This is a genomic window from Neisseria gonorrhoeae (assembly GCF_013030075.1).
GTDB classification, from domain to species: domain Bacteria; phylum Pseudomonadota; class Gammaproteobacteria; order Burkholderiales; family Neisseriaceae; genus Neisseria; species Neisseria gonorrhoeae.
In genome coordinates this window covers 1,137,413-1,158,010 of sequence record NZ_AP023069.1, presented here as the reverse complement: position 1 = coordinate 1,158,010, position 20,598 = coordinate 1,137,413, and the positions used below count along the sequence as shown (strand labels likewise).

The 20,598-nt window shown below is 54.1% G+C and carries 37 protein-coding genes, 1 tRNA gene and 1 pseudogene; 19 read left to right on the top strand and 20 right to left on the bottom strand.

What is annotated here, in order from left to right:
* Nucleotides 1-2: 2 nt before the first annotated feature.
* The 3 genes and pseudogenes from HT085_RS06100 to HT085_RS06090 form a co-directional block, all read right to left on the bottom strand.
* A pseudogene (locus HT085_RS06100) lies at nt 3-185 on the bottom strand (glycosyltransferase family 2 protein); the annotation flags it as partial.
* 167 nt (nt 186-352) lie between these two features.
* A complete protein-coding gene (gene ribA, locus HT085_RS06095; protein ID WP_003689161.1) occupies nt 353-946 on the bottom strand; it encodes a GTP cyclohydrolase II in 594 nt (197 codons plus the stop codon).
* Nucleotides 939-1,613 (bottom strand): hypothetical protein, encoded by a 675-nt coding sequence (locus HT085_RS06090; RefSeq protein ID WP_003689160.1) that lies wholly within the window; start codon nt 1,611-1,613, stop codon nt 939-941. Before HT085_RS06090 ends, ribA begins: the two co-directional genes overlap by 8 nt.
* 150 nt (nt 1,614-1,763) lie before the next feature.
* Here HT085_RS06090 and HT085_RS06085 point away from each other — a divergent pair.
* Nucleotides 1,764-1,848, top strand: a tRNA-Leu gene (locus HT085_RS06085).
* 55 nt (nt 1,849-1,903) lie between these two features.
* Here the strand turns inward: HT085_RS06085 and HT085_RS06080 are convergent.
* The 13 genes from HT085_RS06080 to HT085_RS06020 all read right to left on the bottom strand — a co-directional run bounded on the left by HT085_RS06080 (nt 1,904) and on the right by HT085_RS06020 (nt 7,503).
* Complete coding sequence (locus tag HT085_RS06080; protein ID WP_003689159.1) at nt 1,904-2,098, bottom strand: helix-turn-helix transcriptional regulator; 195 nt, start codon at nt 2,096-2,098, stop codon at nt 1,904-1,906.
* A 25-nt stretch (nt 2,099-2,123) separates the two neighbouring features.
* On the bottom strand, nt 2,124-2,537 hold the full coding sequence (locus HT085_RS06075; protein WP_003705983.1) for a hypothetical protein: 414 nt from the start codon (nt 2,535-2,537) through the stop codon (nt 2,124-2,126).
* Nucleotides 2,534-3,517 carry a hypothetical protein gene (locus tag HT085_RS06070; RefSeq protein WP_047919745.1) on the bottom strand — a complete coding sequence of 328 codons (984 nt, stop codon included), beginning with the start codon at nt 3,515-3,517 and terminating at the stop codon, nt 2,534-2,536. The genes HT085_RS06075 and HT085_RS06070 overlap by 4 nt, the downstream gene beginning before the upstream one ends.
* 110 nt (nt 3,518-3,627) lie before the next feature.
* Nucleotides 3,628-3,843: a hypothetical protein gene (locus tag HT085_RS06065; RefSeq protein WP_003691538.1), complete on the bottom strand. Its 216-nt coding sequence runs from the start codon at nt 3,841-3,843 to the stop codon at nt 3,628-3,630.
* A 51-nt stretch (nt 3,844-3,894) separates the two neighbouring features.
* Nucleotides 3,895-4,386, bottom strand: a complete 492-nt coding sequence (locus HT085_RS06060) for a siphovirus Gp157 family protein (protein ID WP_003691537.1) — start codon at nt 4,384-4,386, stop codon at nt 3,895-3,897.
* Nucleotides 4,383-4,565 (bottom strand): hypothetical protein, encoded by a 183-nt coding sequence (locus HT085_RS06055; protein ID WP_003691535.1) that lies wholly within the window; start codon nt 4,563-4,565, stop codon nt 4,383-4,385. The genes HT085_RS06060 and HT085_RS06055 overlap by 4 nt, the downstream gene beginning before the upstream one ends.
* Before the next feature lie 139 nt (nt 4,566-4,704).
* Nucleotides 4,705-5,391 carry a phage replication initiation protein, NGO0469 family gene (locus HT085_RS06050; protein ID WP_003691532.1) on the bottom strand — a complete coding sequence of 229 codons (687 nt, stop codon included), beginning with the start codon at nt 5,389-5,391 and terminating at the stop codon, nt 4,705-4,707.
* Nucleotides 5,392-5,459: 68 nt separating this feature from the next.
* The gene (locus tag HT085_RS06045; protein ID WP_003691530.1) at nt 5,460-5,621 is read right to left on the bottom strand and encodes a hypothetical protein; all 162 of its coding nucleotides are present in this window, start codon (nt 5,619-5,621) and stop codon (nt 5,460-5,462) included.
* Nucleotides 5,618-5,896: an NGO1622 family putative holin gene (locus tag HT085_RS06040; RefSeq protein WP_003691529.1), complete on the bottom strand. Its 279-nt coding sequence runs from the start codon at nt 5,894-5,896 to the stop codon at nt 5,618-5,620. Before HT085_RS06040 ends, HT085_RS06045 begins: the two co-directional genes overlap by 4 nt.
* A gap of 152 nt (nt 5,897-6,048) precedes the next feature.
* Nucleotides 6,049-6,381, bottom strand: a complete 333-nt coding sequence (locus HT085_RS06035) for a hypothetical protein (protein WP_003691528.1) — start codon at nt 6,379-6,381, stop codon at nt 6,049-6,051.
* Nucleotides 6,382-6,521: 140 nt separating this feature from the next.
* A complete protein-coding gene (locus tag HT085_RS06030; protein ID WP_172765675.1) occupies nt 6,522-6,797 on the bottom strand; it encodes a hypothetical protein in 276 nt (91 codons plus the stop codon).
* Entirely contained in the window at nt 6,794-7,270 is a 477-nt protein-coding gene (locus HT085_RS06025; RefSeq protein WP_003691526.1) for a DUF6948 domain-containing protein, read from the bottom strand. The genes HT085_RS06030 and HT085_RS06025 overlap by 4 nt, the downstream gene beginning before the upstream one ends.
* 32 nt (nt 7,271-7,302) lie before the next feature.
* Entirely contained in the window at nt 7,303-7,503 is a 201-nt protein-coding gene (locus tag HT085_RS06020; RefSeq protein ID WP_047919800.1) for a hypothetical protein, read from the bottom strand.
* Nucleotides 7,504-7,985: 482 nt separating this feature from the next.
* Here HT085_RS06020 and HT085_RS06015 point away from each other — a divergent pair, with 482 nt between their 5' ends.
* Complete coding sequence (locus HT085_RS06015; RefSeq protein ID WP_003691731.1) at nt 7,986-8,204, top strand: hypothetical protein; 219 nt, start codon at nt 7,986-7,988, stop codon at nt 8,202-8,204.
* Between the two features lie 16 nt (nt 8,205-8,220).
* Here the strand turns inward: HT085_RS06015 and HT085_RS06010 are convergent, their stop codons facing one another.
* From HT085_RS06010 to HT085_RS06000, 3 genes are all read right to left on the bottom strand, one after another.
* Nucleotides 8,221-8,580, bottom strand: a complete 360-nt coding sequence (locus HT085_RS06010; protein ID WP_003691733.1) for a hypothetical protein — start codon at nt 8,578-8,580, stop codon at nt 8,221-8,223.
* Entirely contained in the window at nt 8,581-9,120 is a 540-nt protein-coding gene (locus HT085_RS06005) for a Panacea domain-containing protein (RefSeq protein WP_003695998.1), read from the bottom strand.
* Nucleotides 9,121-9,279: 159 nt separating this feature from the next.
* On the bottom strand, nt 9,280-9,984 hold the full coding sequence (locus HT085_RS06000; protein WP_003702453.1) for a S24 family peptidase: 705 nt from the start codon (nt 9,982-9,984) through the stop codon (nt 9,280-9,282).
* Nucleotides 9,985-10,111: 127 nt separating this feature from the next.
* On the opposite strand from HT085_RS06000, the gene HT085_RS05995 reads away from it, so the two are divergent.
* Nucleotides 10,112-10,327 (top strand): helix-turn-helix domain-containing protein, encoded by a 216-nt coding sequence (locus HT085_RS05995; protein ID WP_223169978.1) that lies wholly within the window; start codon nt 10,112-10,114, stop codon nt 10,325-10,327.
* A gap of 79 nt (nt 10,328-10,406) precedes the next feature.
* Nucleotides 10,407-10,562, top strand: coding sequence for a hypothetical protein (locus tag HT085_RS05990; RefSeq protein ID WP_003691446.1), 156 nt, complete (start codon nt 10,407-10,409; stop codon nt 10,560-10,562).
* Here the strand turns inward: HT085_RS05990 and HT085_RS05985 are convergent.
* Complete coding sequence (locus HT085_RS05985; protein ID WP_003691445.1) at nt 10,539-10,727, bottom strand: hypothetical protein; 189 nt, start codon at nt 10,725-10,727, stop codon at nt 10,539-10,541. The genes HT085_RS05990 and HT085_RS05985 overlap by 24 nt on opposite strands.
* A 173-nt stretch (nt 10,728-10,900) precedes the next feature.
* Here HT085_RS05985 and HT085_RS05980 point away from each other — a divergent pair, with 173 nt between their 5' ends.
* From HT085_RS05980 to HT085_RS05910, 15 genes are all read left to right on the top strand, one after another.
* Nucleotides 10,901-11,128: a helix-turn-helix domain-containing protein gene (locus HT085_RS05980; RefSeq protein ID WP_003691442.1), complete on the top strand. Its 228-nt coding sequence runs from the start codon at nt 10,901-10,903 to the stop codon at nt 11,126-11,128.
* Complete coding sequence (locus HT085_RS05975) at nt 11,125-12,135, top strand: helix-turn-helix domain-containing protein (protein ID WP_014580341.1); 1,011 nt, start codon at nt 11,125-11,127, stop codon at nt 12,133-12,135. Before HT085_RS05980 ends, HT085_RS05975 begins: the two co-directional genes overlap by 4 nt.
* Nucleotides 12,136-12,146: 11 nt before the next feature.
* Complete coding sequence (locus HT085_RS05970) at nt 12,147-12,926, top strand: ATP-binding protein (protein ID WP_025455804.1); 780 nt, start codon at nt 12,147-12,149, stop codon at nt 12,924-12,926.
* Nucleotides 12,927-12,938: 12 nt separating this feature from the next.
* Complete coding sequence (locus HT085_RS05965; RefSeq protein ID WP_172763933.1) at nt 12,939-13,205, top strand: hypothetical protein; 267 nt, start codon at nt 12,939-12,941, stop codon at nt 13,203-13,205.
* Between the two features lie 38 nt (nt 13,206-13,243).
* Nucleotides 13,244-13,738 (top strand): DUF3310 domain-containing protein, encoded by a 495-nt coding sequence (locus HT085_RS05960; RefSeq protein ID WP_003691434.1) that lies wholly within the window; start codon nt 13,244-13,246, stop codon nt 13,736-13,738.
* Between the two features lie 176 nt (nt 13,739-13,914).
* Nucleotides 13,915-14,064, top strand: coding sequence for a hypothetical protein (locus tag HT085_RS05955; protein ID WP_003689110.1), 150 nt, complete (start codon nt 13,915-13,917; stop codon nt 14,062-14,064).
* Between the two features lie 28 nt (nt 14,065-14,092).
* Nucleotides 14,093-14,374: a hypothetical protein gene (locus HT085_RS11805; protein ID WP_003689109.1), complete on the top strand. Its 282-nt coding sequence runs from the start codon at nt 14,093-14,095 to the stop codon at nt 14,372-14,374.
* The gene (locus HT085_RS05950) at nt 14,365-14,802 is read left to right on the top strand and encodes a RusA family crossover junction endodeoxyribonuclease (protein ID WP_017147288.1); all 438 of its coding nucleotides are present in this window, start codon (nt 14,365-14,367) and stop codon (nt 14,800-14,802) included. The genes HT085_RS11805 and HT085_RS05950 overlap by 10 nt, the downstream gene beginning before the upstream one ends.
* Nucleotides 14,795-15,100, top strand: a complete 306-nt coding sequence (locus HT085_RS05945) for a nuclease domain-containing protein (RefSeq protein WP_003687981.1) — start codon at nt 14,795-14,797, stop codon at nt 15,098-15,100. The genes HT085_RS05950 and HT085_RS05945 overlap by 8 nt, the downstream gene beginning before the upstream one ends.
* On the top strand, nt 15,097-15,480 hold the full coding sequence (locus HT085_RS05940; protein WP_003690918.1) for a recombination protein NinB: 384 nt from the start codon (nt 15,097-15,099) through the stop codon (nt 15,478-15,480). Before HT085_RS05945 ends, HT085_RS05940 begins: the two co-directional genes overlap by 4 nt.
* On the top strand, nt 15,471-15,989 hold the full coding sequence (locus HT085_RS05935) for an HNH endonuclease (protein ID WP_003687984.1): 519 nt from the start codon (nt 15,471-15,473) through the stop codon (nt 15,987-15,989). The genes HT085_RS05940 and HT085_RS05935 overlap by 10 nt, the downstream gene beginning before the upstream one ends.
* A gap of 64 nt (nt 15,990-16,053) precedes the next feature.
* Nucleotides 16,054-16,476 (top strand): hypothetical protein, encoded by a 423-nt coding sequence (locus tag HT085_RS05930; RefSeq protein WP_003690919.1) that lies wholly within the window; start codon nt 16,054-16,056, stop codon nt 16,474-16,476.
* Entirely contained in the window at nt 16,476-17,015 is a 540-nt protein-coding gene (locus tag HT085_RS11800; RefSeq protein WP_003690920.1) for a hypothetical protein, read from the top strand. The genes HT085_RS05930 and HT085_RS11800 overlap by 1 nt, the downstream gene beginning before the upstream one ends.
* Nucleotides 16,996-18,270 (top strand): PBSX family phage terminase large subunit, encoded by a 1,275-nt coding sequence (locus HT085_RS05915; RefSeq protein WP_014580143.1) that lies wholly within the window; start codon nt 16,996-16,998, stop codon nt 18,268-18,270. The genes HT085_RS11800 and HT085_RS05915 overlap by 20 nt, the downstream gene beginning before the upstream one ends.
* Nucleotides 18,255-20,522, top strand: coding sequence for a portal protein (locus HT085_RS05910; protein WP_225577699.1), 2,268 nt, complete (start codon nt 18,255-18,257; stop codon nt 20,520-20,522). Before HT085_RS05915 ends, HT085_RS05910 begins: the two co-directional genes overlap by 16 nt.
* Nucleotides 20,523-20,598 lie beyond the last annotated feature (76 nt).

The window sequence follows — 20,598 nt, the reverse complement described above, 5'->3', positions numbered from 1 at the left end:
GGGATTACCCTTATATGCGGATATTTGCCTGCATATTCGTCGCAAATCTTCCCGCAGCCGTCCGGCGAACCGTCATCGACCAAAATCATTTCATAATCGGCAAAATTTTCGGCAAGCACGGAATCCACGCAGCAGCGAAGGTATTTTTCCACATTGTAAATAGGGACGATGATAGAGAAAATCATAAATATCAATACGTTGTATTAAGATGTTTGCGCGTATGCCTCAAACCCGCGCTCGCAATGCGTTTGCATCCGCACCCTGCAACTTGATAAAACTTATTGCTTTATCAAGCTATGGAAACCTGTTTCCCGAAAGACGGCGCAGGATGCCCGTTCCCTGCAACTTTGCCTTATTCCGACATCAAATGCCCCAGCTTGTCTGCTTTGGTTTGGAGATAACGCTCGTTTTCCAGATTTTCCCCGACGTGCAGGGGAATGCGTTCGACCACGTTAATCCCCGCATCTTTCAGGGTTTGGATTTTTTCGGGGTTGTTGGTCAACAGTTTGACCGAGCGGATGCCCAGATATTCGTAGATAGATTGCGCCAAACGGAAATCGCGGGCATCGACGGGCAGCCCGAGTGCCAAATTGGCTTCAACGGTATCCATACCTTGTTCTTGCAGATGATAGGCGCGGATTTTGTTAATCAGCCCGATGCCGCGTCCTTCCTGACGCAGATAGACGATGATGCCGCGCCCCTCTGCCTGTACCGCCCTCATTGCCGCTTCAAGTTGCGGTCCGCAGTCGCATTTTCTCGAGAACAGCGCGTCGCCCGTCAGACATTCGGAGTGGATGCGCGTCAACACCGGATTGCCGTCTGAACAATTGCCGACGGTCAGCGCGACGTGTTCCTGCCCGTTTGCCTCTTCAAAACCGTGCATCGTAAATACGCCCCATTCGGTCGGCAGACGGCAGGAAGCGACATGGTCTAATAATTCAGACATTTTCATCTCCTTCTGCGGCAGTGATGCCCAAAAGTTGCTTCAAAGGTTCGGACAAAGCCAAGGCAAGAGCCACCCATTCCGCCTGCGCCGCCGTATCCGCACACTCTGCGCATTCAAATTCCACATGAACCACGCCCAATACACCGCCGCTCTCCGTGCAAACGGGAATGGAAATTTGCGCCGCCGAAGCATGATTGCGTTCTCCCGAAAGCTCACCCAAATTCAACCAACGGCGTACATCCGAGGCAACATTCATCCAACCGCTTTGCGCCGAACGGCAGGCAAGCGAAACATCGGTAATATTTCCATCCTGCTCCCATATGTTTTCCAAACCTTCGCCCTGTTGGGACAGGCACACCAGCCGGAGGGCGGCGTTTTCAGACGGCATCAAGGCATAAACCGCCGCGCTCCGCACACCTGTCGAGCGTGAAAACACCGAATCCAAAGCCATAAAAAGCCGTTTCAGGGCATCTTCGCGGACATCATCGCACGGCAGGTAATCGGCAAGTTTCCAACCCTCATCATTGCACCACAAAACAGAACGGTCAATCGAAGCCATCCCCATATCCATTACCGTCTGCGCCGTCAGATACGCCGCCCGAACCTCGTCAAGCGGCAGCTTCAAACCCTGAGTCAGCAGAAAATCCTTAATCAAAGCAGCAGGCATACCCAAATTCCGTCAATAAAAACAAAAAACCGCCCGATTCCGATGCCAGGCGGACGAATAGCGGATTTTACCGCTGCAAAGCATAAGCCTCAACTATTACGTCCAAAGCCTTGCGCAATCGGACAAAATCTGTATAATCTCCACCCTTATGCGGACGTGGCGAAATTGGTAGACGCACCAGATTTAGGTTCTGGCGCCGAGAGGTGTGAGAGTTCGAGTCTCTCCGTCCGCACCAAAATTTTTATATCTTTCATAATGTTATATGCCACTTGGTGCAAATGTGGTGCAAATCACATCACCGGGCGTTTTTCTTTTTGGCGGTCTAGCCATCCTTCGACTTCTTCTTTTTTCCACCAAAAACGTTTCTTCGATACGGATATTCGCGCGGGGAAATCCGGACGCGGTGCGTACCGCTCTAAAAATGTACGCTTTTTTACGGATAAAATATCTGCGCATTGCTGCGGGTCTAGGTATTCGCTATCCATTTAAAACCTCCAAACTTAATTATATTTACGCCGCCTGTTTTTTCCGCTTCCGGCGCGCTTCGGCATCCGGTACCGGCTCGGATTCTTTGATGGCGCGGACGTAGTGTTTCCACGCGGCCGTTTCGAGGGCGGCTTTGAAGCGGCAGGCGGTTTGTTGCAATAGGCGCAGTTCGCCGCCCGTGATGTATTCGGCGTAGCCGCCGGCTTTTTTACGGTTGTTGTGTCCTTGAAACGTCATGGGTTTTCGTCCGTTCTCTGGCTTGTCCGGGTGTGGCGGAGCGTTTGCGGATGCGGCTGACGCGCTGCGGTTTGCCGTCTTCGCCGCGCTGAAAAACGCTTGTTCCGCCGCGCCGGCAGCCGTGCCGCTTATGCCTGATGCCGTGTTTGAGCCTTTTGTGCCGGAATCGTGATACACGCAGGTCCGGATGTGCGTCCTCATGCCGCCGCTTCCCTGTGCATGAGGCTGATCAGGTTTGCCGTCCGTTTGAAATGTTCGGTCCAGTTGAAGCAGCTGAAGCCGGCGCCGTTGTCGCAATGCCGGATGACGTCTTCCGAGTCTTTTACGGCCCGGACCAACGCGCCGCCTTTGTCCGCAACAAGCATTTTCATCATCGGCCGGCGCACGTCGCTTATCCGTCGGGGGCGCACGGGATTCAGCGGCTTGCCGTACATCGCCGAAAGCTCCTTGTCCGCCTGAATGCCCACATCGTAAAGCAGGTTTGCGGCGTGTAGGATCCGGCCTGTAAATTCCGCGTACGGCATTTTCAGGCGGCGGGCTTCCGCGCGCGAATCCGCGCCGTTGACGACTTTGCCGACCGCCGAAATCAAACCGCCGTCAAGTTCTAAAAACGCCATGGCTTTCTTGGCAACCCGCACGGCCAATGAGTATGCCGATACTTCGGCTATCAGCCGTGCAGGCGCGTCTTTCAGAAATTCTTCGTACGCGGCGAAGAGATTTGACAGCGGACGCAGCACGAGTTGGCGCTGATTCGGGCTAAGGTCGTCGAAATCCTTAGTCCATTGCGCGACCGCCTGCGATGCTTCGCGGCAGGCAAACAGTACGCTTTCCTCGTTCGCGGGGTCGTCCGTGTTGCAGTACAGGCCCAAGCGTTGCACCTGTTTGACGATATGTTCGGCGAAGTTGATTAACTCCTGATTGCAGGCATAGCGCATATCCTGCAGGGACAGCCGCATCATGATGCCGCACGTCAGGGCTTCGTCTTCCGATACCTTTGCGCCCGACAACATCCGGGCGATGTTTTCTTTTTGCGCTTTTGACCGGGCGGACAGCCGGTTCCGGTCAACGTTTTTTACTGTTCCCGCGCGTTTGACGGCGCGTTCCTGCCGCGTTGATTCCTTCGCCGCGCGTTTGGCGGCAAGCATCTGTTTTGCCGTCGGTTTTGTTGCTACTGTTTGCATTTTGTTTTCTCGATTTTTTGATGCCGTTCTCTCAATGCCCAATCATAAAGCTGTATCTCTCACGGGGTCGCCGAATTTAAATTGATAGTTCATGTCTTGTTCCATTAATATCAAACGCAATCTTCAAACACCTCAATTACATTTTTTAAATCGCTAATACCATAATTTATTACATCCTTTAGAAATTCCAAAGAGGTATCCGCTTCGTCTGCTTTATCCCTAATTTCGTCTATATAACCCTCTAACGATTCAGGCTCTTTTAATGCTTCTTTGCATAAGTTATCTATTACCCTTAATGCGTTTTTTACATCTTCCAAATAGCTCATTTTTTGCTCCTTAACTCAAAATGGGATGCTGTCGTCAACATCTTCTACGGTTTATCTAATCTGCAAATTCTTCCGCCCTTCAATCTTCGCGCCTGCTACTTGCCGACCGCTTTCAATCGCTTTTCTGATGGCGGTTTTGTCCGGTTCGGTTTTGACGGCCTCACGCATAAATTCGGCGGGGATTTGTGCTTCGTCTAAGATCACGACGGCTTCGGATTTGCGGAACGAGGCTTTAAAAGTGCCGTCGTCCGCTTTGATTTCGGTAATGCCCGCCGCCTGCATATTGCGCGCCAAGTAGTCTTTCAGGCTTTGATTCCGCGCTTTTGCCGCCTTGAGCTTCCCGGTCATCCGCCCGATATGCTCTTCAAGCATTTTTTCCGTGATTTCTTGGTTTTTAATATAAGCGATAACGGATTGCGCTTTGACCTCGAACTGCCCGATAACGGCTTCCAGCGTGTCTTCGCGCTCGGTTTCGCTGTCGAAGTAGTAATCAAGCGCCGCCTGTACGTCTGCCGCGCACCGGTAGAGTGTGAGGGCGGTCATTGTGCCCCTCCCTCATATTCGGCAACCGCTTCGCCAAGCGCGGCGTGTATGGCGTATGCCTGTTCGATGTTGATGAATAGGTCGTCGCTGCCGATGGTGATGTTGATGTATCCCTGTTCGGGATTGGCGGCGGCGCCAATGGTTTTCCCGTCCCATTGGGTCAGGTCGATGTTTGCCATTTTTTTGTTTCCTTTCTCTGTTGCCGTCCGAAGCAGTTGCAAACTAAAAATCGACTACTGCTTCAGAGTGCGGGGCCCGCCCGCAGGGCGCGGCGTTTGTTTGCGGTTTTCCGTCCGGTTTTACGCCCTGACGGCGGGCTTAATTAAAAGGGATGTCGTCCTCGATGTCTTCGGCAGGCGCGGCATTGCCTTGGGGGTGTTCCGTCTGCCCTTCCGCCGCTTGGGCCTGTTTCTGCGGCGGCGCCGGCGGTTGGCGGCCGTTTACGGCTTCGGCATATTCCGGGCTTTTGGCAATCTGCTCCCTCAGTTTCTCGTTCAGGAGGCCGTAATTCGCCCAATCGGGGTCTGACAGGTCGAAGGCAAAAACGGCGTTGTCCGGCTGTTTCGGGGTGTAGCTCTTCATCTTGTTGCTGATGGCGGAAATGTTGGCATAGGTGGTTTTGCCGTCGCTGCTTTCTTGGTGGGCGATACTCAACAGGCAGGGCTTGCCCAAAATATTGCGCAAATCGAAGTTGTCGCGTTCTTCCGGTGTAAAGTCCCTTCCGCGCCAGCTTTTGAGGTCTGTTGCCAGTTGGCTTTTGCTGTGCAGGCTGGCGGTGTACCGGCGGCTGATGAGGTAGGGCCTGCCGTCCGGCATCAGCATTTCCGGATCGCCTTCCGGGTCGATTTCCCACTGCACTAAAATCTTGTGCTGCCGCTTTTGTTCGTTTTGGTACTCGACGAGCTGCGTACCCAAATCGATGATGCGGATGCAGGTGGCGTGATGGCTGCCTGCCGGGCATGGTTTGAAATTGCTTTCGTCTTTCACACTTAAAATCAATGACATTTTCGGTCTCCTGTTAAAGGTCGTTTCGTCTATCGGTCTCGCGCTGTTTTATGCCTTGCGCGGCGGCGTTACCTGATAATGCTTTTAATGTGGCCTTCTGCCTGTTTTTCGGTCATCCGCCGTGTTTCGGCGGTTTCCGGGCTTTGCCGGTATTTGATTTCTTCGGGGCTTGGTCCGTACGGCTCTGTTTCTCCGCCGCCGGTGTAAGCGGTTTCGGGATGGAAGCTCATTCTTTACCCCCCGGCACTTCCGCATCGCCGTGCACCCGCCGGCAACCGGCTTCTTCTTCATCGGCATTCAGGTGCCGCTCTTCCAGCCAGATCTCGGCGCTCAATTCCGCAACTTCCGCCTGCTTTTGAGCCAACGCCATACGCATTGCCGCAATACCGGCGGGTTTTCCCTTTGCCGTACGGCTTCCGCCTCCCTTGGCGAATCCGAAGGCATAGCCCGCCGCCAATACCGCCGCCAATACCGCGAACTTAAACGCAATATTCCTTGTCTTCATTTCTATTTCCTTAATTTAAAAGGTTTTAATTGCGCACCGCGTCCGCTAAGGATGGTACGGACCGTGCGCCGTCGGGGTTATCTGCGGCTAAAATCTACAAAAACCGCCGCCGCGCCCACTCCCCGGCTGACGGCGCGGCATTCCTATGCCCGCTATGAATTTGCCAGCCTGCCGATGTTCTCCGCCAGCGCGAACCATTCCCGCTCGTCTATGGCGTAGTTCATCGCGGCTTCGGTATCTTTACCGACACGGGAAGCATCTTCCGTAAGGTACGTTTCCCAATCCTCCTGCGTATAAGGTTCGCCGTCCGCATCGCGGACAAACTCCCGCGCCGATTTTTTGGCAATCTCAATCAACCCGGATTCGTGCAGGATTCGGTTTTCCGCCTCCCAACCGTCCAAAGCCTGCCGCATATCCTCCCGCGCGTAATATCTTTCCATCCCCCAATCGGGGCTGCCGTAAGCCGCCGTGCCGTAATATTTCACCGCCTTCGTCCTTTCCGTTTGAGAAAACCGCCCGCAGCATTCACTGTTTCGCCGTGCCGTTGCCCCGCTTTGAAGTTCGATACTTCATCGCTTTGTGCTATCCCCGGCTTGGCAGATATAGCTTCGGGCGGTTTTAAGGTTTAGCCGTTGCCGCTGCCGTTGCTGTAGCCGTTGCCGTAGCCGTTGCCATAGCCGCTACCGTTGCCGCTACCGTTGCCGTTGCCGTCGCCGTCGCCGTTGCCGCTGCCGTTGCCGTAGCCCTTGCCGTTGCCGTAGCCGCTGCCGCTGCCGCCGCCGTCGACGCCGCCGTAGCCGTTGCTGTAGCCGTTGCCGTAGCCGTTGCCATAGCCGCTACCGTTGCCGCTACCGTTGCCGTTGCCGTCGCCGTGCTTCAATGGTTGATCTAGATAACTCATGACTGGTCGACCTCCAGCGCGGTGCGGATTGATTCAGCCGCGCCGCCTGTTACTGGGATAATCTCAATCGCCTCGAGCCATACGGAATCAAGCTCGCCGCAAATTTGGCTGCCGTCTTGCCTGATGCCGTGTCGTGCGACACCTGACAGGCTGATTGATTCCTTTGCCCACCAGCTGTACATTCGGCGCGCTTTTGTCAGAATCACTTCATTGCCTGCTTTTTGTTTCAACACACCAAACCAAACGCCTGCCGAATAAGTGCGGATGATGACTTCCTTGCCGATGGCAAAGTCGTTGATACCTTTTTGCTCGGCAACTGTTACCGGCGGTTGCGGCTCATGTTGCGGTTCGTCAAATTCGGTTGAAATGTCGGCGCGTTTTACACCCATTGCCGCTTCGAAATCGGCAGCAATGCCTGCAAAGACTTTTATAAGGTCTGACAAACTTTTCACTTCAAATTTATTTGCTTCCATTTTTGTTTCCTTTCGGGGTGGGGTTGGTTTCTTTACAAAACAATCATTACCTTCTCTTTTAAGCCGTCTTTTTTCACTGTAAAAGTGAAGGCAGTGTGATTGAGGCTTTCGCTTTTTCTAGTGGTCCATGTCGCTGCTGCGTCGCGGCAGATTTCACCAACTTTCAATAAAAGGCTTTGCCCGTCCTTTGCCCTCGCGCCAAACCGATTTATTCTGCTGATTAATTCGTTCATCTCGTTTCCTTCAAGTTGTTGTTTGTTTCGATGGGTGTAGTTTAGTAAACACTTAACATCTAGTCAAGTAAAATGTTTAGTGATTATTTAATAAATACTGAACATTTTGATTATTAAAAGAATTTATTTTTGAGATTTCGCAGGCGCAAAAAAACCGCCTATTAAGGCGGTTGTTTAGGAAAGAATGCCCTCTGCGCGTGTAGGGTATTTCGATACTTGCGTTTATTATATCATATGATATAATAAACTCATAGATTAGGAAATGAAGAAACCCCGTATCAGCCGATACGGGGCAACCTGAAAGAGAAAGGAGGCAATGTGATTAAGAAAATCCTAATCTGTGTGATTTTGTATTTCCTTGCAAGCTCCCCAGCGTGGTAGGGAAATACAAAACAAGTGATTAACGATTAACCATTTGCAGGGCAGTTAAGGAGGCTGCCCTTCCTCTTATCTTTCCCATACTCTACTATAAGGATTTAAAAATGGCAAATTCCAACAGCGGGCATTCTAAAAAATTGCGCGCGGCAACGGCGGCGGCGGCGACAAAGGCAAAACTGGCAAGCGGCGAATACCGGCAGTTTTCAGTGCAGGGGCGTGCCGAAGACGTGGAGCTTATCCTTGCCGCCGTGGAAAAAGCCGGGGGCAGCCGCGTACAGGCTTTGGCAAAGATTTGCAGGCGGTATCTCGAGGGGCTGTCTTAAGGGGGGTAAGACAAGGTTATTTGGGAATATCGGGCAGGATAAAAGGCGGGTGTCTGTCAAAACCGATGATTTTGATAAAGCCGTCGCAAAGGGTATAGTGAAGGATATAGGCGGATGTCAAATCGCCATACCTGCCGCCGTTGTATTTGGGAATGCCGATGTGATAGTGCCAAAGGTTGTGCCGTTGGGCAAATCGGACTTTTTCCAGCCATTGAGGATCGTCTGCCGGTACGTTGTCGCTGGATTTGTTCCTGCCGGGTAACCCTGATAAGCCGTTCTGTTGGACGTGTGCGATAAATTCCGCAATTTTTCTGCGGTCTTCTTTGGGGTAGTTTTTCAACGCTCTTTTGAAGTCTTCGCCAAGCAGCACCTGCATTTACTGCTCCAACCATTTTTCCAAGTCGTCGGCGCCGTTGAAATGCGGGACGCTGACAAAGCTGTCTTCAACGGCTGTTTTGAGTTTTTCAAGATTGAAATTGTAATCCGTCTGCGGCAGCGCATGGCGGAAATATTCCCCCATCAGCGCAATCCCTATGACTTCGCCCTGCCGGGTCTGTATCCACGGCGCTTCCTGATGGGTTTTATTGCGTAATGCCCAAGCGGTGTAGCAGCCCTGCTCTTTACGGACACGGTTGAGGACAACCAACTCTTCGTCCGCATATTTGTCCGGTTCGATATGGGCCGCAGGCAATGGGCTGCCGCCGTATTTTTTGTAGGTGCGGTAAATGCAGGGGACTACCGGACCGTGCTGCCAGTGTTCGATATTTTCGGCAAACAGGGGGCGGTTAAGTATGGCAAGGGCGTAGCCTTGTGCGTAATACAGGAGTTTTTGAAGTTTGAGATTGGAGATTTGCTCCCCGTCCTCTTCTTCAAAAGGGGAAAGGAAGAAATCTGCCACGTCGTACGCGTTCAGCATTTTCTGTTTCCGTTGTTATTTTTCTGTATATTAAGGCCGCCGGCCCATTATTTCAAGAAATAATTTGTGCAAATTATCCGGTATCGGCAGGCTGTCCGCGCCGTCGGCATATCGGGCGGATATATTTGAAAAATACTTGCCCTGCCGTTTCAGACGGCATCAATCCAACACGCTCCACCAAAATACCCTGCCGATAACGGACAGGCTGTCCAAAGGGGCGGTTTCGTCGGGATAGAAGCCGCTGTTGTGGCTGCGTATCAGCACGCTGTTGCCGGGCTGCCGTATCAGGTATTTGACGCGGAACATGCCGTCTTGGGCAAAGGCGTATATTTTGCCGTCGCGTATGGCGGTTTCGCCCGTATCTACGGCGATTGCCGCGTCTTCTGCGATTTTTTCCTCCATGCTGTCGCCGGTCAGGGTGCAGCAGAAGACGTTGTCGGGGTTGATGCCTTTGCGCCTTAACGTTGATTTGCCGAACGGCAGGCGGTAGCCGTTGTAGTCGGGGATTTCATACGCGCCCGCCCCGCCTTTGAAGCAGCTCTCTTTGAGGTAGGGGACGAAAACATAATCATCGTCGGGCAGCGGGTCGTTACTGCTCCACATCATCGGGCGGTGGATGTCTTTGACTTCGTGCGGCAGGTCGGGGTTGATGAGGACGGGCGTTGGTTCGCTCGGAACGGAATCCAAGTACAGACTGCCCATCCCATATTCTTCTTCAAGCCGTCTGCTTACCTTTTCGCCAAAAGATGCTTTACCGCTCATCAATTGAGATAAAAGGCTTTTGTCTTTAACCGGCAACTTTTTATTTTCAAAGAATCTTTTTAAATTATCGATACGGATGGCCTTCAGATCTCTATTAGTCATTTTCGCGCTCCATTCAGATTGGGATTCAATTTTATTTAGTTTCTGCTAAACAAACAAATATTAAATTTTCTTGCCTATGCGTTTAATATTTGCTAAACTCATTAAATATTTACGGTGAAACTACAGAATGACTCATTCAGAATTTATTAAAACGCTGTCAGAACAGCGTGGTGCAAAAACGGAATACGCTAAAAAACTTGGCTTATCCCTGTCTTTTCTATGGCAGATAGAAAACGGACGGGCAGTAACGCCAAAGCGTCTTTATAAAGACGTTATGTTGTTGACAAAAAATAAGGTTTCTATTTCTGAATTAATTTCGGAGTTCAGGGTTTGTCCCAAATAAAAAGCCCGTCGGGTCAGATGTTAATTGATATAACCGAATTGAAGCGGAAGTCATCCGCAATTTACCGGAAAGGAAAAAAATGAAGAAGCAGGACAGAAACCGCCTGTCGAAGAAAGACAGACGGCTGATTAAAAAGGCGATGCTGAAAGCCGCCGCCAAAGGCTGCGATGAGGTTTACAGAATCGCGCCGGGTTTGAAAGACGGCTTTGAATTACTTGGAAAGCAGCCCGATTAAATATTCGTCATCGGTATTTGGCTCCGATTCTTCGGGTTTTTGATGAAGTGTTCGGATGAATACCGCCAATTCTCCGGCTTGTCCTTTGGCCGTACTGCCGCTTAAGCGGATAGAACCGCTGCGGATAAGCTCTTTGGCGAGTATGAAGGATAAGTCGGACGGCATTTTTTTACTCCGTCGGCCGTTGTGTGGAAACTCGGTTGTAACGGGGTGACGGCAAATCGGAAAGACGGCTGACCGCCCGGACAGACGGGCGGCCGATAAAGAAAAACCCGCACGGGGCGGGTAATCCCCCCTGAATTGCAGGGAAGCGGTTCAGGTAACGGCGAAAGGCGATTATGAATCAAAAACAAACGCAATGCAAACAAATTGTCGATTACATCCGTAACAAGGGATGCATCACATCCCTTGAGGCTTATCAGAACCTGAAGGTGACGCAGCTTGCGGCACGGATAACCGACTTGGAAGGCAGGGGCTTCGTGTTTGCCAAGCCGCGCATGAAGGCGGGCGGCCGCGGGAAGCCTGTTACGCATTATTCGATTGTCAAAAACGGAGCGGAAGTATGAGTGCGAGGCTGATGGGGATGGCTTTCAAAACGGGTATCCCGAGGGGGCAGCGTTTTGTTTTGGTGAAGTTGTGCGACTGCGCCAACGACGAGGGCTTGTGTTATCCGTCGCAAGAAACGCTGGCGGAAGATACGGGCTTCGCCGAAACCGCCGTACGGCAGCATATCAAGTGGCTGAAGGATAACAATTTCATCAAGTCCGCCCGGCGGCAGAGGGGGCGGGAGAGGAAGTCCGACATCTACCGCATCAACGTCGCCCTGCTTGAAAAATGCTATGCGGAGGCGGCAAAACGGAAGGCGGCGCGGCAGGCAAAAATGTGGGAAGAACCATTGGATTACGAACCGTCGGATTTTGAACCGTCGGATTTTGAACCGTCGGATTTTGAACCTTCGGATTTTGAACCTTCGGATTTTGACGCTAAGAACCATCAGATTTTGAGCGATGAACCATCAGATTTTGCGCTAAGAACCATCAGATTTTGCGCTAAGAACCATCAGATTTTGAGCGGCGAACCGTCAGATTTTGACGGTTCCTTATATGTAGAACCGTCAGTAGAACCGTCAGTAGAACCGTCAGGATCAAATGCGCGCGGCGCGCGCGCCCCTGCCGGACCGCACCCTGCGAAACCGCAAACGGCGCCTCCCGAAACCGCACCGGCGGCGAAGGCGAAAAAAACCGGCAGGCACGAAACCGAGCTTTCGCTGCTTGCCGACTACGGCATCACGGGGCAGGTGGCGGCGGACTTCCTGCAAGTCCGCAAGGCAAAACGGCAGCCGCTGACGGAAACGGCAATGCGCCTGATTGCCGCCGATGCGGAGAAATGCGGGATGACGGCGCTGCAGGCGGCGGAGTACGCCATCGCCAGCGGCTGGGGCAGCTTCCGCGCCGACTGGCTGCAAAACAAAACTTTCGGCAGGTCCGGAAACCGCGGCGGCCCGACGCACAACCAAACCGCCGCCGTGCCGGATGCGGGAAGCTACGGCGATATGCCGACGACGGATTTTTGAGGGGGCTTGGTATGGCTTTGAAGGGCGCGTCTGATTTTTTGAGGGCTTTCTGCAGTGTGCAGACCGAACGGCGGCAATGCGCGGAACACGGCGGATACGCGGCGAAAAGCGTTTTGCGCGGCGTGTGGACGGGCTGCCCGGCCTGCCGGAAGCTGGAGGCGGCGGACGAAATGGCGGCATACGCGGAAACGCTGCGCCGCGAGGCGATGCGCGACGCGCTGGAAAAACGCATCGGGCGTTCGGGCATCGCCCCGCGGTTCAGAAACTGCCGGATTGAAAACTACGCCGTCAGCGATTCGATCCCGGGGATGGCGAGGGCGAAGGCGGCCGCCGCCGAGTATGCGGCAAACTTCGCCGATGTGTTGCAGACGGGGCGGAGCATGATTTTTTCGGGCAGGAGGGGCACGGGCAAAAACCACCTTGCCTGCGGCATCGCCCGCGAAGTCATCGCCGCCGGCAAAAGCGCGCTGGTCATCACGGTGGGCGATATGCTGCGGACGGTCAAGGACAGTTTCGGCGGCGGCGGCGGCGAGGCGGGGGCGGTCGGGGTTTTCGTGAAGCCCGATTTGCTGGTGCTGGACGAGTTCGGCGCGGGCAGTCTGTCGGAAACGGACGGGCGGATTTTGTTTTCCGTCGTCAACGCCCGGTACGAGCGGCTGATGCCGATGCTGGTGCTGACCAACCTGACGGCGGAAGCCTTCCGCGAAAACACCGACGCGCGGATCAGGGACAGGCTGCGGGACGGCGGCGGCAAGCTGATTCCGTTCGACTGGGAGAGCTACCGTGCGTGAAACCTGTTTCTATTGCAACCATGCCGACTTCAAAACCAACACCGGCACGCCGGTGCGCGGTTTTGCGAAATGCGCGAAGGCGCGGAATGCGGAGGAAAAAGCGACGTACTACCCGCGAACCAATCCGTGCGCCGCCGGGGCGTTTCAGACGGCATCGGGGGCGGCAGTCGCAAAAAGGACGGCGGTGCTTGGGGAATATCCCCCCCCCGCAATGCGCCGAATTTGAGCGGGAAGGCGGGTAAAACGCTTGGGGAATACCCCAGCCTACCCGAGATTTAAAAAACGCGTTAAAACGCAAATTTGAAAGGAAATACGGAATGACGGTCCGAAACACGCAAACCGAAACCGTCCGGACGGAAGCCGCGCCGCAACAAGGCGGCAATACCAACCCGGGCTATTACAAAAACCGCGCCTTCGAGTGCGTCGGGTTTGCGCAATACCTCAACTTCAACCTCGGCAACGCCTTCAAATACATCTGGCGGCACAAGGAAAAAGGCGGGCGCGAAGACTTGGAAAAAGCCCTGCGGTACTTGGAACGCCAACGCGCCGACGCGCCGAAGTTCAAGAAACTCAAATGCCGCCGCTATGAAAAAATGTACGCCGGTCTGAAAGATTGCGGGTTCGACGGCGGCACGGAGGCCGCGCTGCTTGCCGTCATCTCCGCCGCTTATTACATCCGCGACGGCGAAGACAATTTTGCGTGGGCGGCCGCCTGTGTCGAAGATTTGTTGGAAAAAATGCCGCCTGAAGCGGGGCGGGCCCCGCACCCTGAAAGCCCGATGCCGCCTGAAACGGCGGGCGGAGGCATTTGACCCGCCAACCCGACCGCCGTGATTCCCGCGAAAGCGGGAATCCGGAATCCCGGACTTTCAGATAATCTTTGAATATTGCTGTTGTTCCAAGGTCCGGATTCCCGCCTGCGAGGGAATGACGGAGGCGGCGGGAATCCGACCCCGACCCATAAAACCGACCGAAAGGAAATAAAACAATGGATACCCTGTTAAGCATCATCACCGCGCTGTCGTTTGCCGGGGCGGCGACGTTGGCGGTATGGCTTTTGGTGGAAGCCGCCGACGCGGTTTTGCGCCGCAAGCGCGACGGCAAAGGCGAAGACGACTTCGACGGCTTCGGATATTAAACACATAAAAACAAAAGGAAAAATCAAAATGGCGGAAGAAATGCGCACCTGCAAGGCCTGCGGCGGGACCAAGCCGTTGGAGAAAGGGTTTAATGCCGTCCCGCGCAAGGAAGGGGGGGTCTATTATTACAAATCGTGCAAAACCTGCCGCAACAAGGCAGTCCGGCAAAAGCGCGCGGAAAAACGCGCGGCGGCGGGAGCCGGCGCGATGACGGCGGCAAGGCTGCACGGATACATCCGCGCCGCGCACGCCGCCTGCCCGATATTGGGCGCCGGCCTGTGGACGCAACCGGCAGGGGAATGCGCGTGATACGCCTTATCCTGCCTTACCCCGTATCGGCAAACCGATATTGGCGGATTTGGCGCAACAGGGCGGTCAGGAGCGCGGAGGCGGCGGCGTATAAGTCCGTCGTCCGCCGTATCGCGCAAGAAGCGGGCGCGATGCCGTCCGAAGGCGCGGTTGCCGTATATGTGCGGCTGATACCCAAAGCGAACAAAGACGGCGGCGCAAACAAGACGGTGATCGATTTGGACAACGCCCTGAAGGTTGCGCTGGACGCGCTTCAAGGCGTTGCCTATCACAACGACAGGCAGGTGCGGCGCATTGCCGCCGATTACGCCGACGAGCCGGTCGCAGGCGGCGGTTTGGCGGTGGAGGTGGGGGAGTTGGAGATGGAACAGACGGATGCGGCAGACGAGGGTTGGGATTTCATCGGACAGGAGGGTTGGGATGTCTAGCGCGATACGCAAAGCCGCCAAAGGCGGGCAATGCACGCCGAACATCGCGGGCGTGTGCAATGACAACCCTGAAACGGTCGTGTTGTGCCGTTTCCCGGGCGAGACGCACGGGGCGGGATTGAAAAGCGGCGGTTTGGGCGCGGGTTTCGGGTGCGGTTGCCGCCGCGGCGCGATCGACGGCAGGGGCGCAGGCCTAAGCCGCGAAGACAAAGAGTTTTATATGCGCCGTTCGCAATTGCGCACGATACGCCGCCTTGAAGCATTGGGGGTTGTCGGCGTGAAAGGCCGTCTGAAATGAACGGGGCGGAATTTACACTGACGCCCCAAAACAAAAAGCAGGTTATGCGGTCGATTTGGGACAGCCCGGACGGGTGGTTTGAAAACGGCAACCTTGAAATCACAATCCGCCCGCGCAAGTCAAAACGGAGCGTCGAGCAGAACAGGCGGCTATGGTTTTTGTATCGTGAAATTTCAGAAAAAGTTTTTATCGATGGGAGAAGGTTTAGTCAAGATGTATGGCATGAATTTTTAAAAAGAAAATTTATTGGATGTATTGAAATGCCTAACGGGCAATTAATGGGTATATCAACGACAAAATTATCAGTTCGGGAAATGTCTGAATATCAAGAAAAGATTATATCTTGGGCATCTATGGAGCATGGTGTTTTATGGGATTAACACAAGAGGTTTTAAAAGAATTATTAAGATATGATGACAATACGGGAAAGTTATATTGGGCGGAGCGTCCAAGAAAGTATTTCAATAGCGGTTTGCATTACAAATCTTGGAATACCGGATTTTCCGGCAAGGAGGTTTTCTTATACAAAGGCAGGTTGGGGTATTTGAAGTTAAAAATATTTAAGAAACAATATAATGCACATAGATTAATTTGGCTTTTTGTTTATGGGAAACACGCTTCTTCAATAGACCATATCAATAGGGATAAGACAGATAATAGAATATCTAATTTGAGAGATGTTACACATGCTGAAAATATGAAAAATAGAGGGAAGTTTAAAAATAATACTAGCGGGCATACTGGGGTTTATTTCCATAAGCCGTCTAAGAAATGGCAAGCTAGGATTATGGTTAATAGAAAAAATAAAATATTAGGTTTATTTGAACATATTGAAGATGCAGTGAAAGCGAGAGAGGCAGCATCTAAAGATTTTGGCTTTGTAGTGTAACCGCCTGCAATCGCGGGCGGCGGCGGAGTTTGGAATCGTTTGGGATGTTTAGGAGTTTGATTTGATGTCGGGATTGTCGGATATTGACAAGGTGTACCAGGGGGTTGTGGATTTGCACAACGCGGAGCAGGTGGTCAGCCGCGAGGCTTTGGCGGAAACGACAGGCCTGAAAATGTCGGAAATCACTAAATTTACCAAGCTGCTGGTCGAGCACGGCAAAATCTACCGCGTGACAAGGGGGATTTTCAAGCCCGCCATAGGGTTTGGCGAGACGCGCCCCGTCAGCGTATCGGTATTGGATTCGGGGATGGGCGTATTGGAAATAGGCGATACGGTATTGCACCTCAACCCGCAGGAAATGCGCTCGTTGGGGGCTTTGATGTCGGGGTTCGGGCAGCAGTTTTCCAGTATTCAGATGGGGCGCGAGTTTTCAGTATTGCGGAATTATCTGGAATGTTCCGCCAAAAACGGGAGGTTGGACCTTTAATGCCGAGATTGTCAGATGAAGATTGGCGCAAAGTCGAGCTGGATTACCGGCGCGGGGTTTTGAGCATTGCCGAAATCGGCCGCAAATACAATGTTTCGGCGCAACACGTCGGCAGGGTTGCCAAAGAACGCGTGTGGACGCGCGATTTGAATGACGAGGTACAGGCAAAGGCGCGGGCGATGGTGCTGTCCGCGGACAAAAACGGCAATGCGCCGGATTATGCGGATTTCAACCTTAAACAAGTAACGGACGCGGAAGCGAAACGGGTTGCCGCCGTACAGCGCAGGCATCGGAATTTGGCGGAAAACCTGTCCAAAAGCGCGGAGCAGATTGTCGCGGAATTGTACGGAAGCCCGGAGGACACATTCACAAAGGCGCGTATGTTCCAAACGGTGGCGGCGGGGTTTAAGGTTTTGGTGGAAATCGAGCGTAAATCATACGGTATGGATACCGCGGAATCGAAGATTTCGGAATCCGCCAAGACGGCGGGCATCCGTATCGAATTTGTAGGGCCTGAAGATGACGGGAAAGACGGTTGATTTGAAATTGCCCGCAAAACTGGACGGGCTGTTCAAGCCTTGCCGGTACAAGGTTATGTACGGCGGGCGCGGCGGCGGCAAATCGCACGGCGCGGCATCCGCACTGCTGGCGCTGGGGGCGCAACGCCCTTTGCGTATTTTATGCGTGCGCGAAATTCAAAAATCGATGCGCGATACCGTACACCGCCTGTTGAAAGACAAAGTGGCGCAGTTGGGTTTGGGGCATTTCTACGAAATAACCGACTTCGAGATACGCGGCGCAAACGGCACGCTGTTCGTGTTTTCGGGCCTGCAGTCGCATACCGTGGACAGCATCAAATCGTTTGAAGGTATCGACATCGTATGGGTTGAGGAAGGGCACGGCGTCAGTAAAAAAAGCTGGGACGTGCTCACGCCGACCATACGCAAAGAAGGTTCGGAAATTTGGATTACCCTCAATCCCGATATGGAGACGGACGAAACCTACCGGCGTTTTATCGCTATGCCGTCCGAAGACACTTGGTTGTGCGAAATCAACTGGCGCGACAATCCGTGGTTTCCCGAAGCATTGAACCGGGAGCGGCTCAAAGCACAGCGTTCGATGAATAAAGAGGACTACGGGAATATTTGGGAAGGCAGGCCGCGCATGGTATCGGAGGGGGCGGTTTACCGGCATGAAATACAGGACGCTTTTCATTCCGGACGCGTTACACTCGTCCCTTATGATTCTTCTTTGCCCGTGCATACGGTTTGGGATTTGGGCTGGAACGATGCCATGACCATCGGGCTGGTGCAGCGCGATTTGATGAGCGTGCGCATCATCGGCTACATCGAAGACACGCACCGGACGTTGGACTGGTATGTTGCCGAATTGGAAAAGCTGCCCTACCGGTGGGGGACGGACTTCCTGCCGCACGACGGCAGGACGCGCAACTTCCAAACAGGCAAAAGTACGATGGAGATTTTGACCGGACTGGGGCGCAAGTCGGTTTTCGTGCAAAACGCGACCGGTATCGAAGAAGGCATCAGGGCGGCGCGGATGCTGTTTCCCAAAGTGTACTTCGATAAAGACAAAACAGCGCGGCTTTTGGAATGCCTGAAACGGTACGGCCGCCAAATACATGCGAAAACAGGCGTGGCAATGGGGCCGCTGCACGACGAATATTCGCACGGCGCGGATATGTTCCGCTACCTGGCGCAGGCGGTTGATTTAATGGATACAGGCAGCAATACGGGATACACGGAAACGCCCGTTTCGGATTGGAGGCTTTATTGATGGGGACGGACGTACCGGAAACAGGCGTATTGCCCGATAAAAACGGCGAACCGCTGACTATCGGGGAATACCGGCTGTTTGTCGGTGAAATGATGAACCAACCTGCATGGCGTGCCGTTGCCGACAAGGAAATGGACTACGCCGACGGCAGGCAGCTTGACAACGAGCTTTTACAGAAACAGCGCGAGTTGGGCCTGCCCCCCGCCGTTGAAAACCTGATTACCCCGACCCTGCTGTCGGTACAGGGATATGAGGCGACGATACGGACGGACTGGCGCGTGACGGCGGACGGCGAAACCGGCGGGCGGGACGTGGCGGACGCATTGAACTTCAAACTCAACCGCGCGGAACGGCAAAGCCGTGCCGACAAGGCTTGTTCGGACGCGTTCAGGGGGCAGATAGCCTGCGGCATCGGCTGGGTGGAGGTTACACGCAACCCCAACCCTTTCGAGTTTCCTTATGAGTGCGGCGTCATCCACCGCAACGCCATCCATTGGGATATGAAATCTTACAAATACGACCTGTCCGATGCCCGCTGGCTGATACGCCGCCGCTGGCTGCTGCCGGAACGCCTGGCGCAATTCTTCCCTGAATATGCCGGACACTTCAAAGCGATGGGGCGCGGCGGTTCGGACTGGCGCATCAGCGGGGAAATGCTTGACGGCGGCGGCAATACCGGACTGGCGGACGCTTGGGGTATTTCGGGGCGCAACACCGTCAGCGAAGAGTTTTGGTTCAATGAAACCACGCGCGAACTGGCGGTGGCGGAAGTATGGTACAGGCGGTGGGTAACGGCAGACTGCCTGCGCGACAAAAAAACAGGGCGCACGGTGGAGTTTGACGGCGCAAACCCAAACCATCGGGAGATGGCGGCAAACGGCGCGGTATTGTTTGCCGCTTCCGTCCCGCGTATGCGCCGCGCCTTTGTCGTGGGGGATTTGGTCGTCCGCGACGAGCCGACCCCGTATCCGCATCAAAAGTTCCCTTACGTCCCGTTTTTCGGATTCCGCGAGGACAACACCGGCATCCCCTACGGATATGTCCGCAATATGAAATACGCGCAGGACAACCTCAACAGCACCAACAGCAAATTACGATGGGGTTTGTCGGCAATACGCACGGTACGCACCAAAGGCATAGTCGATATGTCGGACGAACAGTTCCGCCGCAATATCGCACGGGTGGACGCGGACATCGTGCTGAACAAAATAGAGGCCGCCCAGCCGGGCGCGCGTTTCGACGTCAGCCGCGATTTCGAATTGTCGGCACAGCATTGGCAGATGCTTCAAGACAGCCGCGCGACCATACGGCAAATCAGCGGGATTACCCCGTCATTTATGGGCAACCGGGGCAACGCCACCAGCGGCAGGCAGGAAAGCATCCAAGTCGAGCAGTCCAACCAGTCGCTGGGGCTGGTTATGGACAACTTCCGCCAGAGCCGCTCATTGGTCGGCGAGTTGCTGCTTGCGATGATTATCGAGGATTTGGGCTCGGACGAGCAAACCGTCGTCATAGAAGGGGACGCAATCACGCAAGGGCGGACGGTCGTCATCAACAGGCCTGAAACCGACCCCGTAACCGGCAAGGCTTATTTGTCCAACGACCTGCAAAACATACGGCTGAAAGTGGCTTTGGAAGACGTGCCCAGCACCAACTCCTACCGCAGCCAGCAGCTGGGTGCGATGAGCGAGGCGGTCAAATCCCTGCCGCCCGAATATCAGGCGGCGGTGCTGCCGTTTATGGTGTCCCTGATGGACATCCCGTTTAAAGACAAAGTGATTGAAAAAATCAAAGAAGTCCGAGTGCAGGAAACGCCCGAACAAATCGAGGCGCGTATCGCGCAGGCGGTGCAGGACGCATTGGCAAAATCCGGCAACGACATCAAACGGCGGGAATTGGCGCTCAAGGAACAACGTACCGCGAGCGAAATCAAGGAAATCGAAGCGCGGGCGGTACAAATCGGCGTGCAGGCGGCTTATGCGGCCATGCAGGCGGGCGGGCAGATAGCCGCCATGCCGCAAATCGCCCCCGTTGCCGACGCGGTCATGCAGGGCGCGGGATATGTCAGGCCGGCGCGGGGCGACGATCCCGGCTTCCCCGTCCCCGCCATGCCGCCTGAAACGCAAATACCGCCCGAAGGCATCCCTGAAGCCTACGGCGCGGATACCGGCCCGATGACGGCCGTGCCGCCAAAGAGTGCGAATCACGCCCAAACAGGCATGGAAACGCCGACGGTGTCGGACAACCTCTGAACGCGGTACGCGGGCGGCAAAAAGCCTTTCGTTAAATGAAAGGCTTTTTTGCAACCGCCTTGCACGAAGGCGGTTT

Excerpts from the sequence above, each read along its gene's own strand:
- HT085_RS05950 (WP_017147288.1), top strand. The coding sequence starts at position 14,365 with ATGCGCGTGATACGCCTTATCCTGCCTTACCCCGTATCGGCAAACCGA.
- ribA (WP_003689161.1), bottom strand. The coding sequence starts at position 946 with ATGTCTGAATTATTAGACCATGTCGCTTCCTGCCGTCTGCCGACCGAA.
- HT085_RS11800 (WP_003690920.1), top strand. The coding sequence starts at position 16,476 with ATGCCGAGATTGTCAGATGAAGATTGGCGCAAAGTCGAGCTGGATTAC.
- HT085_RS05975 (WP_014580341.1), top strand. The coding sequence starts at position 11,125 with ATGAGTGCGAGGCTGATGGGGATGGCTTTCAAAACGGGTATCCCGAGG.
- HT085_RS06075 (WP_003705983.1), bottom strand. The coding sequence starts at position 2,537 with ATGAGGACGCACATCCGGACCTGCGTGTATCACGATTCCGGCACAAAA.
- HT085_RS05940 (WP_003690918.1), top strand. The coding sequence starts at position 15,097 with ATGAACGGGGCGGAATTTACACTGACGCCCCAAAACAAAAAGCAGGTT.
- HT085_RS05970 (WP_025455804.1), top strand. The coding sequence starts at position 12,147 with ATGGCTTTGAAGGGCGCGTCTGATTTTTTGAGGGCTTTCTGCAGTGTG.
- HT085_RS06065 (WP_003691538.1), bottom strand. The coding sequence starts at position 3,843 with ATGAGCTATTTGGAAGATGTAAAAAACGCATTAAGGGTAATAGATAAC.
- HT085_RS05930 (WP_003690919.1), top strand. The coding sequence starts at position 16,054 with ATGTCGGGATTGTCGGATATTGACAAGGTGTACCAGGGGGTTGTGGAT.
- HT085_RS05980 (WP_003691442.1), top strand. The coding sequence starts at position 10,901 with ATGAATCAAAAACAAACGCAATGCAAACAAATTGTCGATTACATCCGT.
- HT085_RS06030 (WP_172765675.1), bottom strand. The coding sequence starts at position 6,797 with ATGAGTTATCTAGATCAACCATTGAAGCACGGCGACGGCAACGGCAAC.
- HT085_RS06025 (WP_003691526.1), bottom strand. The coding sequence starts at position 7,270 with ATGGAAGCAAATAAATTTGAAGTGAAAAGTTTGTCAGACCTTATAAAA.
- HT085_RS06070 (WP_047919745.1), bottom strand. The coding sequence starts at position 3,517 with ATGCAAACAGTAGCAACAAAACCGACGGCAAAACAGATGCTTGCCGCC.
- HT085_RS06055 (WP_003691535.1), bottom strand. The coding sequence starts at position 4,565 with ATGGCAAACATCGACCTGACCCAATGGGACGGGAAAACCATTGGCGCC.
- HT085_RS05990 (WP_003691446.1), top strand. The coding sequence starts at position 10,407 with ATGAAGAAGCAGGACAGAAACCGCCTGTCGAAGAAAGACAGACGGCTG.
- HT085_RS06005 (WP_003695998.1), bottom strand. The coding sequence starts at position 9,120 with ATGCTGAACGCGTACGACGTGGCAGATTTCTTCCTTTCCCCTTTTGAA.
- HT085_RS05955 (WP_003689110.1), top strand. The coding sequence starts at position 13,915 with ATGGATACCCTGTTAAGCATCATCACCGCGCTGTCGTTTGCCGGGGCG.
- HT085_RS06090 (WP_003689160.1), bottom strand. The coding sequence starts at position 1,613 with ATGCCTGCTGCTTTGATTAAGGATTTTCTGCTGACTCAGGGTTTGAAG.
- HT085_RS06060 (WP_003691537.1), bottom strand. The coding sequence starts at position 4,386 with ATGACCGCCCTCACACTCTACCGGTGCGCGGCAGACGTACAGGCGGCG.
- HT085_RS05945 (WP_003687981.1), top strand. The coding sequence starts at position 14,795 with ATGTCTAGCGCGATACGCAAAGCCGCCAAAGGCGGGCAATGCACGCCG.
- HT085_RS06045 (WP_003691530.1), bottom strand. The coding sequence starts at position 5,621 with ATGAGCTTCCATCCCGAAACCGCTTACACCGGCGGCGGAGAAACAGAG.
- HT085_RS06015 (WP_003691731.1), top strand. The coding sequence starts at position 7,986 with ATGGCAAATTCCAACAGCGGGCATTCTAAAAAATTGCGCGCGGCAACG.
- HT085_RS06010 (WP_003691733.1), bottom strand. The coding sequence starts at position 8,580 with ATGCAGGTGCTGCTTGGCGAAGACTTCAAAAGAGCGTTGAAAAACTAC.
- HT085_RS11805 (WP_003689109.1), top strand. The coding sequence starts at position 14,093 with ATGGCGGAAGAAATGCGCACCTGCAAGGCCTGCGGCGGGACCAAGCCG.
- HT085_RS06040 (WP_003691529.1), bottom strand. The coding sequence starts at position 5,896 with ATGAAGACAAGGAATATTGCGTTTAAGTTCGCGGTATTGGCGGCGGTA.
- HT085_RS05995 (WP_223169978.1), top strand. The coding sequence starts at position 10,112 with ATGACTCATTCAGAATTTATTAAAACGCTGTCAGAACAGCGTGGTGCA.
- HT085_RS06020 (WP_047919800.1), bottom strand. The coding sequence starts at position 7,503 with ATGAACGAATTAATCAGCAGAATAAATCGGTTTGGCGCGAGGGCAAAG.
- HT085_RS06080 (WP_003689159.1), bottom strand. The coding sequence starts at position 2,098 with ATGGATAGCGAATACCTAGACCCGCAGCAATGCGCAGATATTTTATCC.
- HT085_RS05935 (WP_003687984.1), top strand. The coding sequence starts at position 15,471 with ATGGGATTAACACAAGAGGTTTTAAAAGAATTATTAAGATATGATGAC.
- HT085_RS05985 (WP_003691445.1), bottom strand. The coding sequence starts at position 10,727 with ATGCCGTCCGACTTATCCTTCATACTCGCCAAAGAGCTTATCCGCAGC.
- HT085_RS06050 (WP_003691532.1), bottom strand. The coding sequence starts at position 5,391 with ATGTCATTGATTTTAAGTGTGAAAGACGAAAGCAATTTCAAACCATGC.
- HT085_RS05915 (WP_014580143.1), top strand. The coding sequence starts at position 16,996 with ATGACGGGAAAGACGGTTGATTTGAAATTGCCCGCAAAACTGGACGGG.
- HT085_RS06000 (WP_003702453.1), bottom strand. The coding sequence starts at position 9,984 with ATGACTAATAGAGATCTGAAGGCCATCCGTATCGATAATTTAAAAAGA.
- HT085_RS05960 (WP_003691434.1), top strand. The coding sequence starts at position 13,244 with ATGACGGTCCGAAACACGCAAACCGAAACCGTCCGGACGGAAGCCGCG.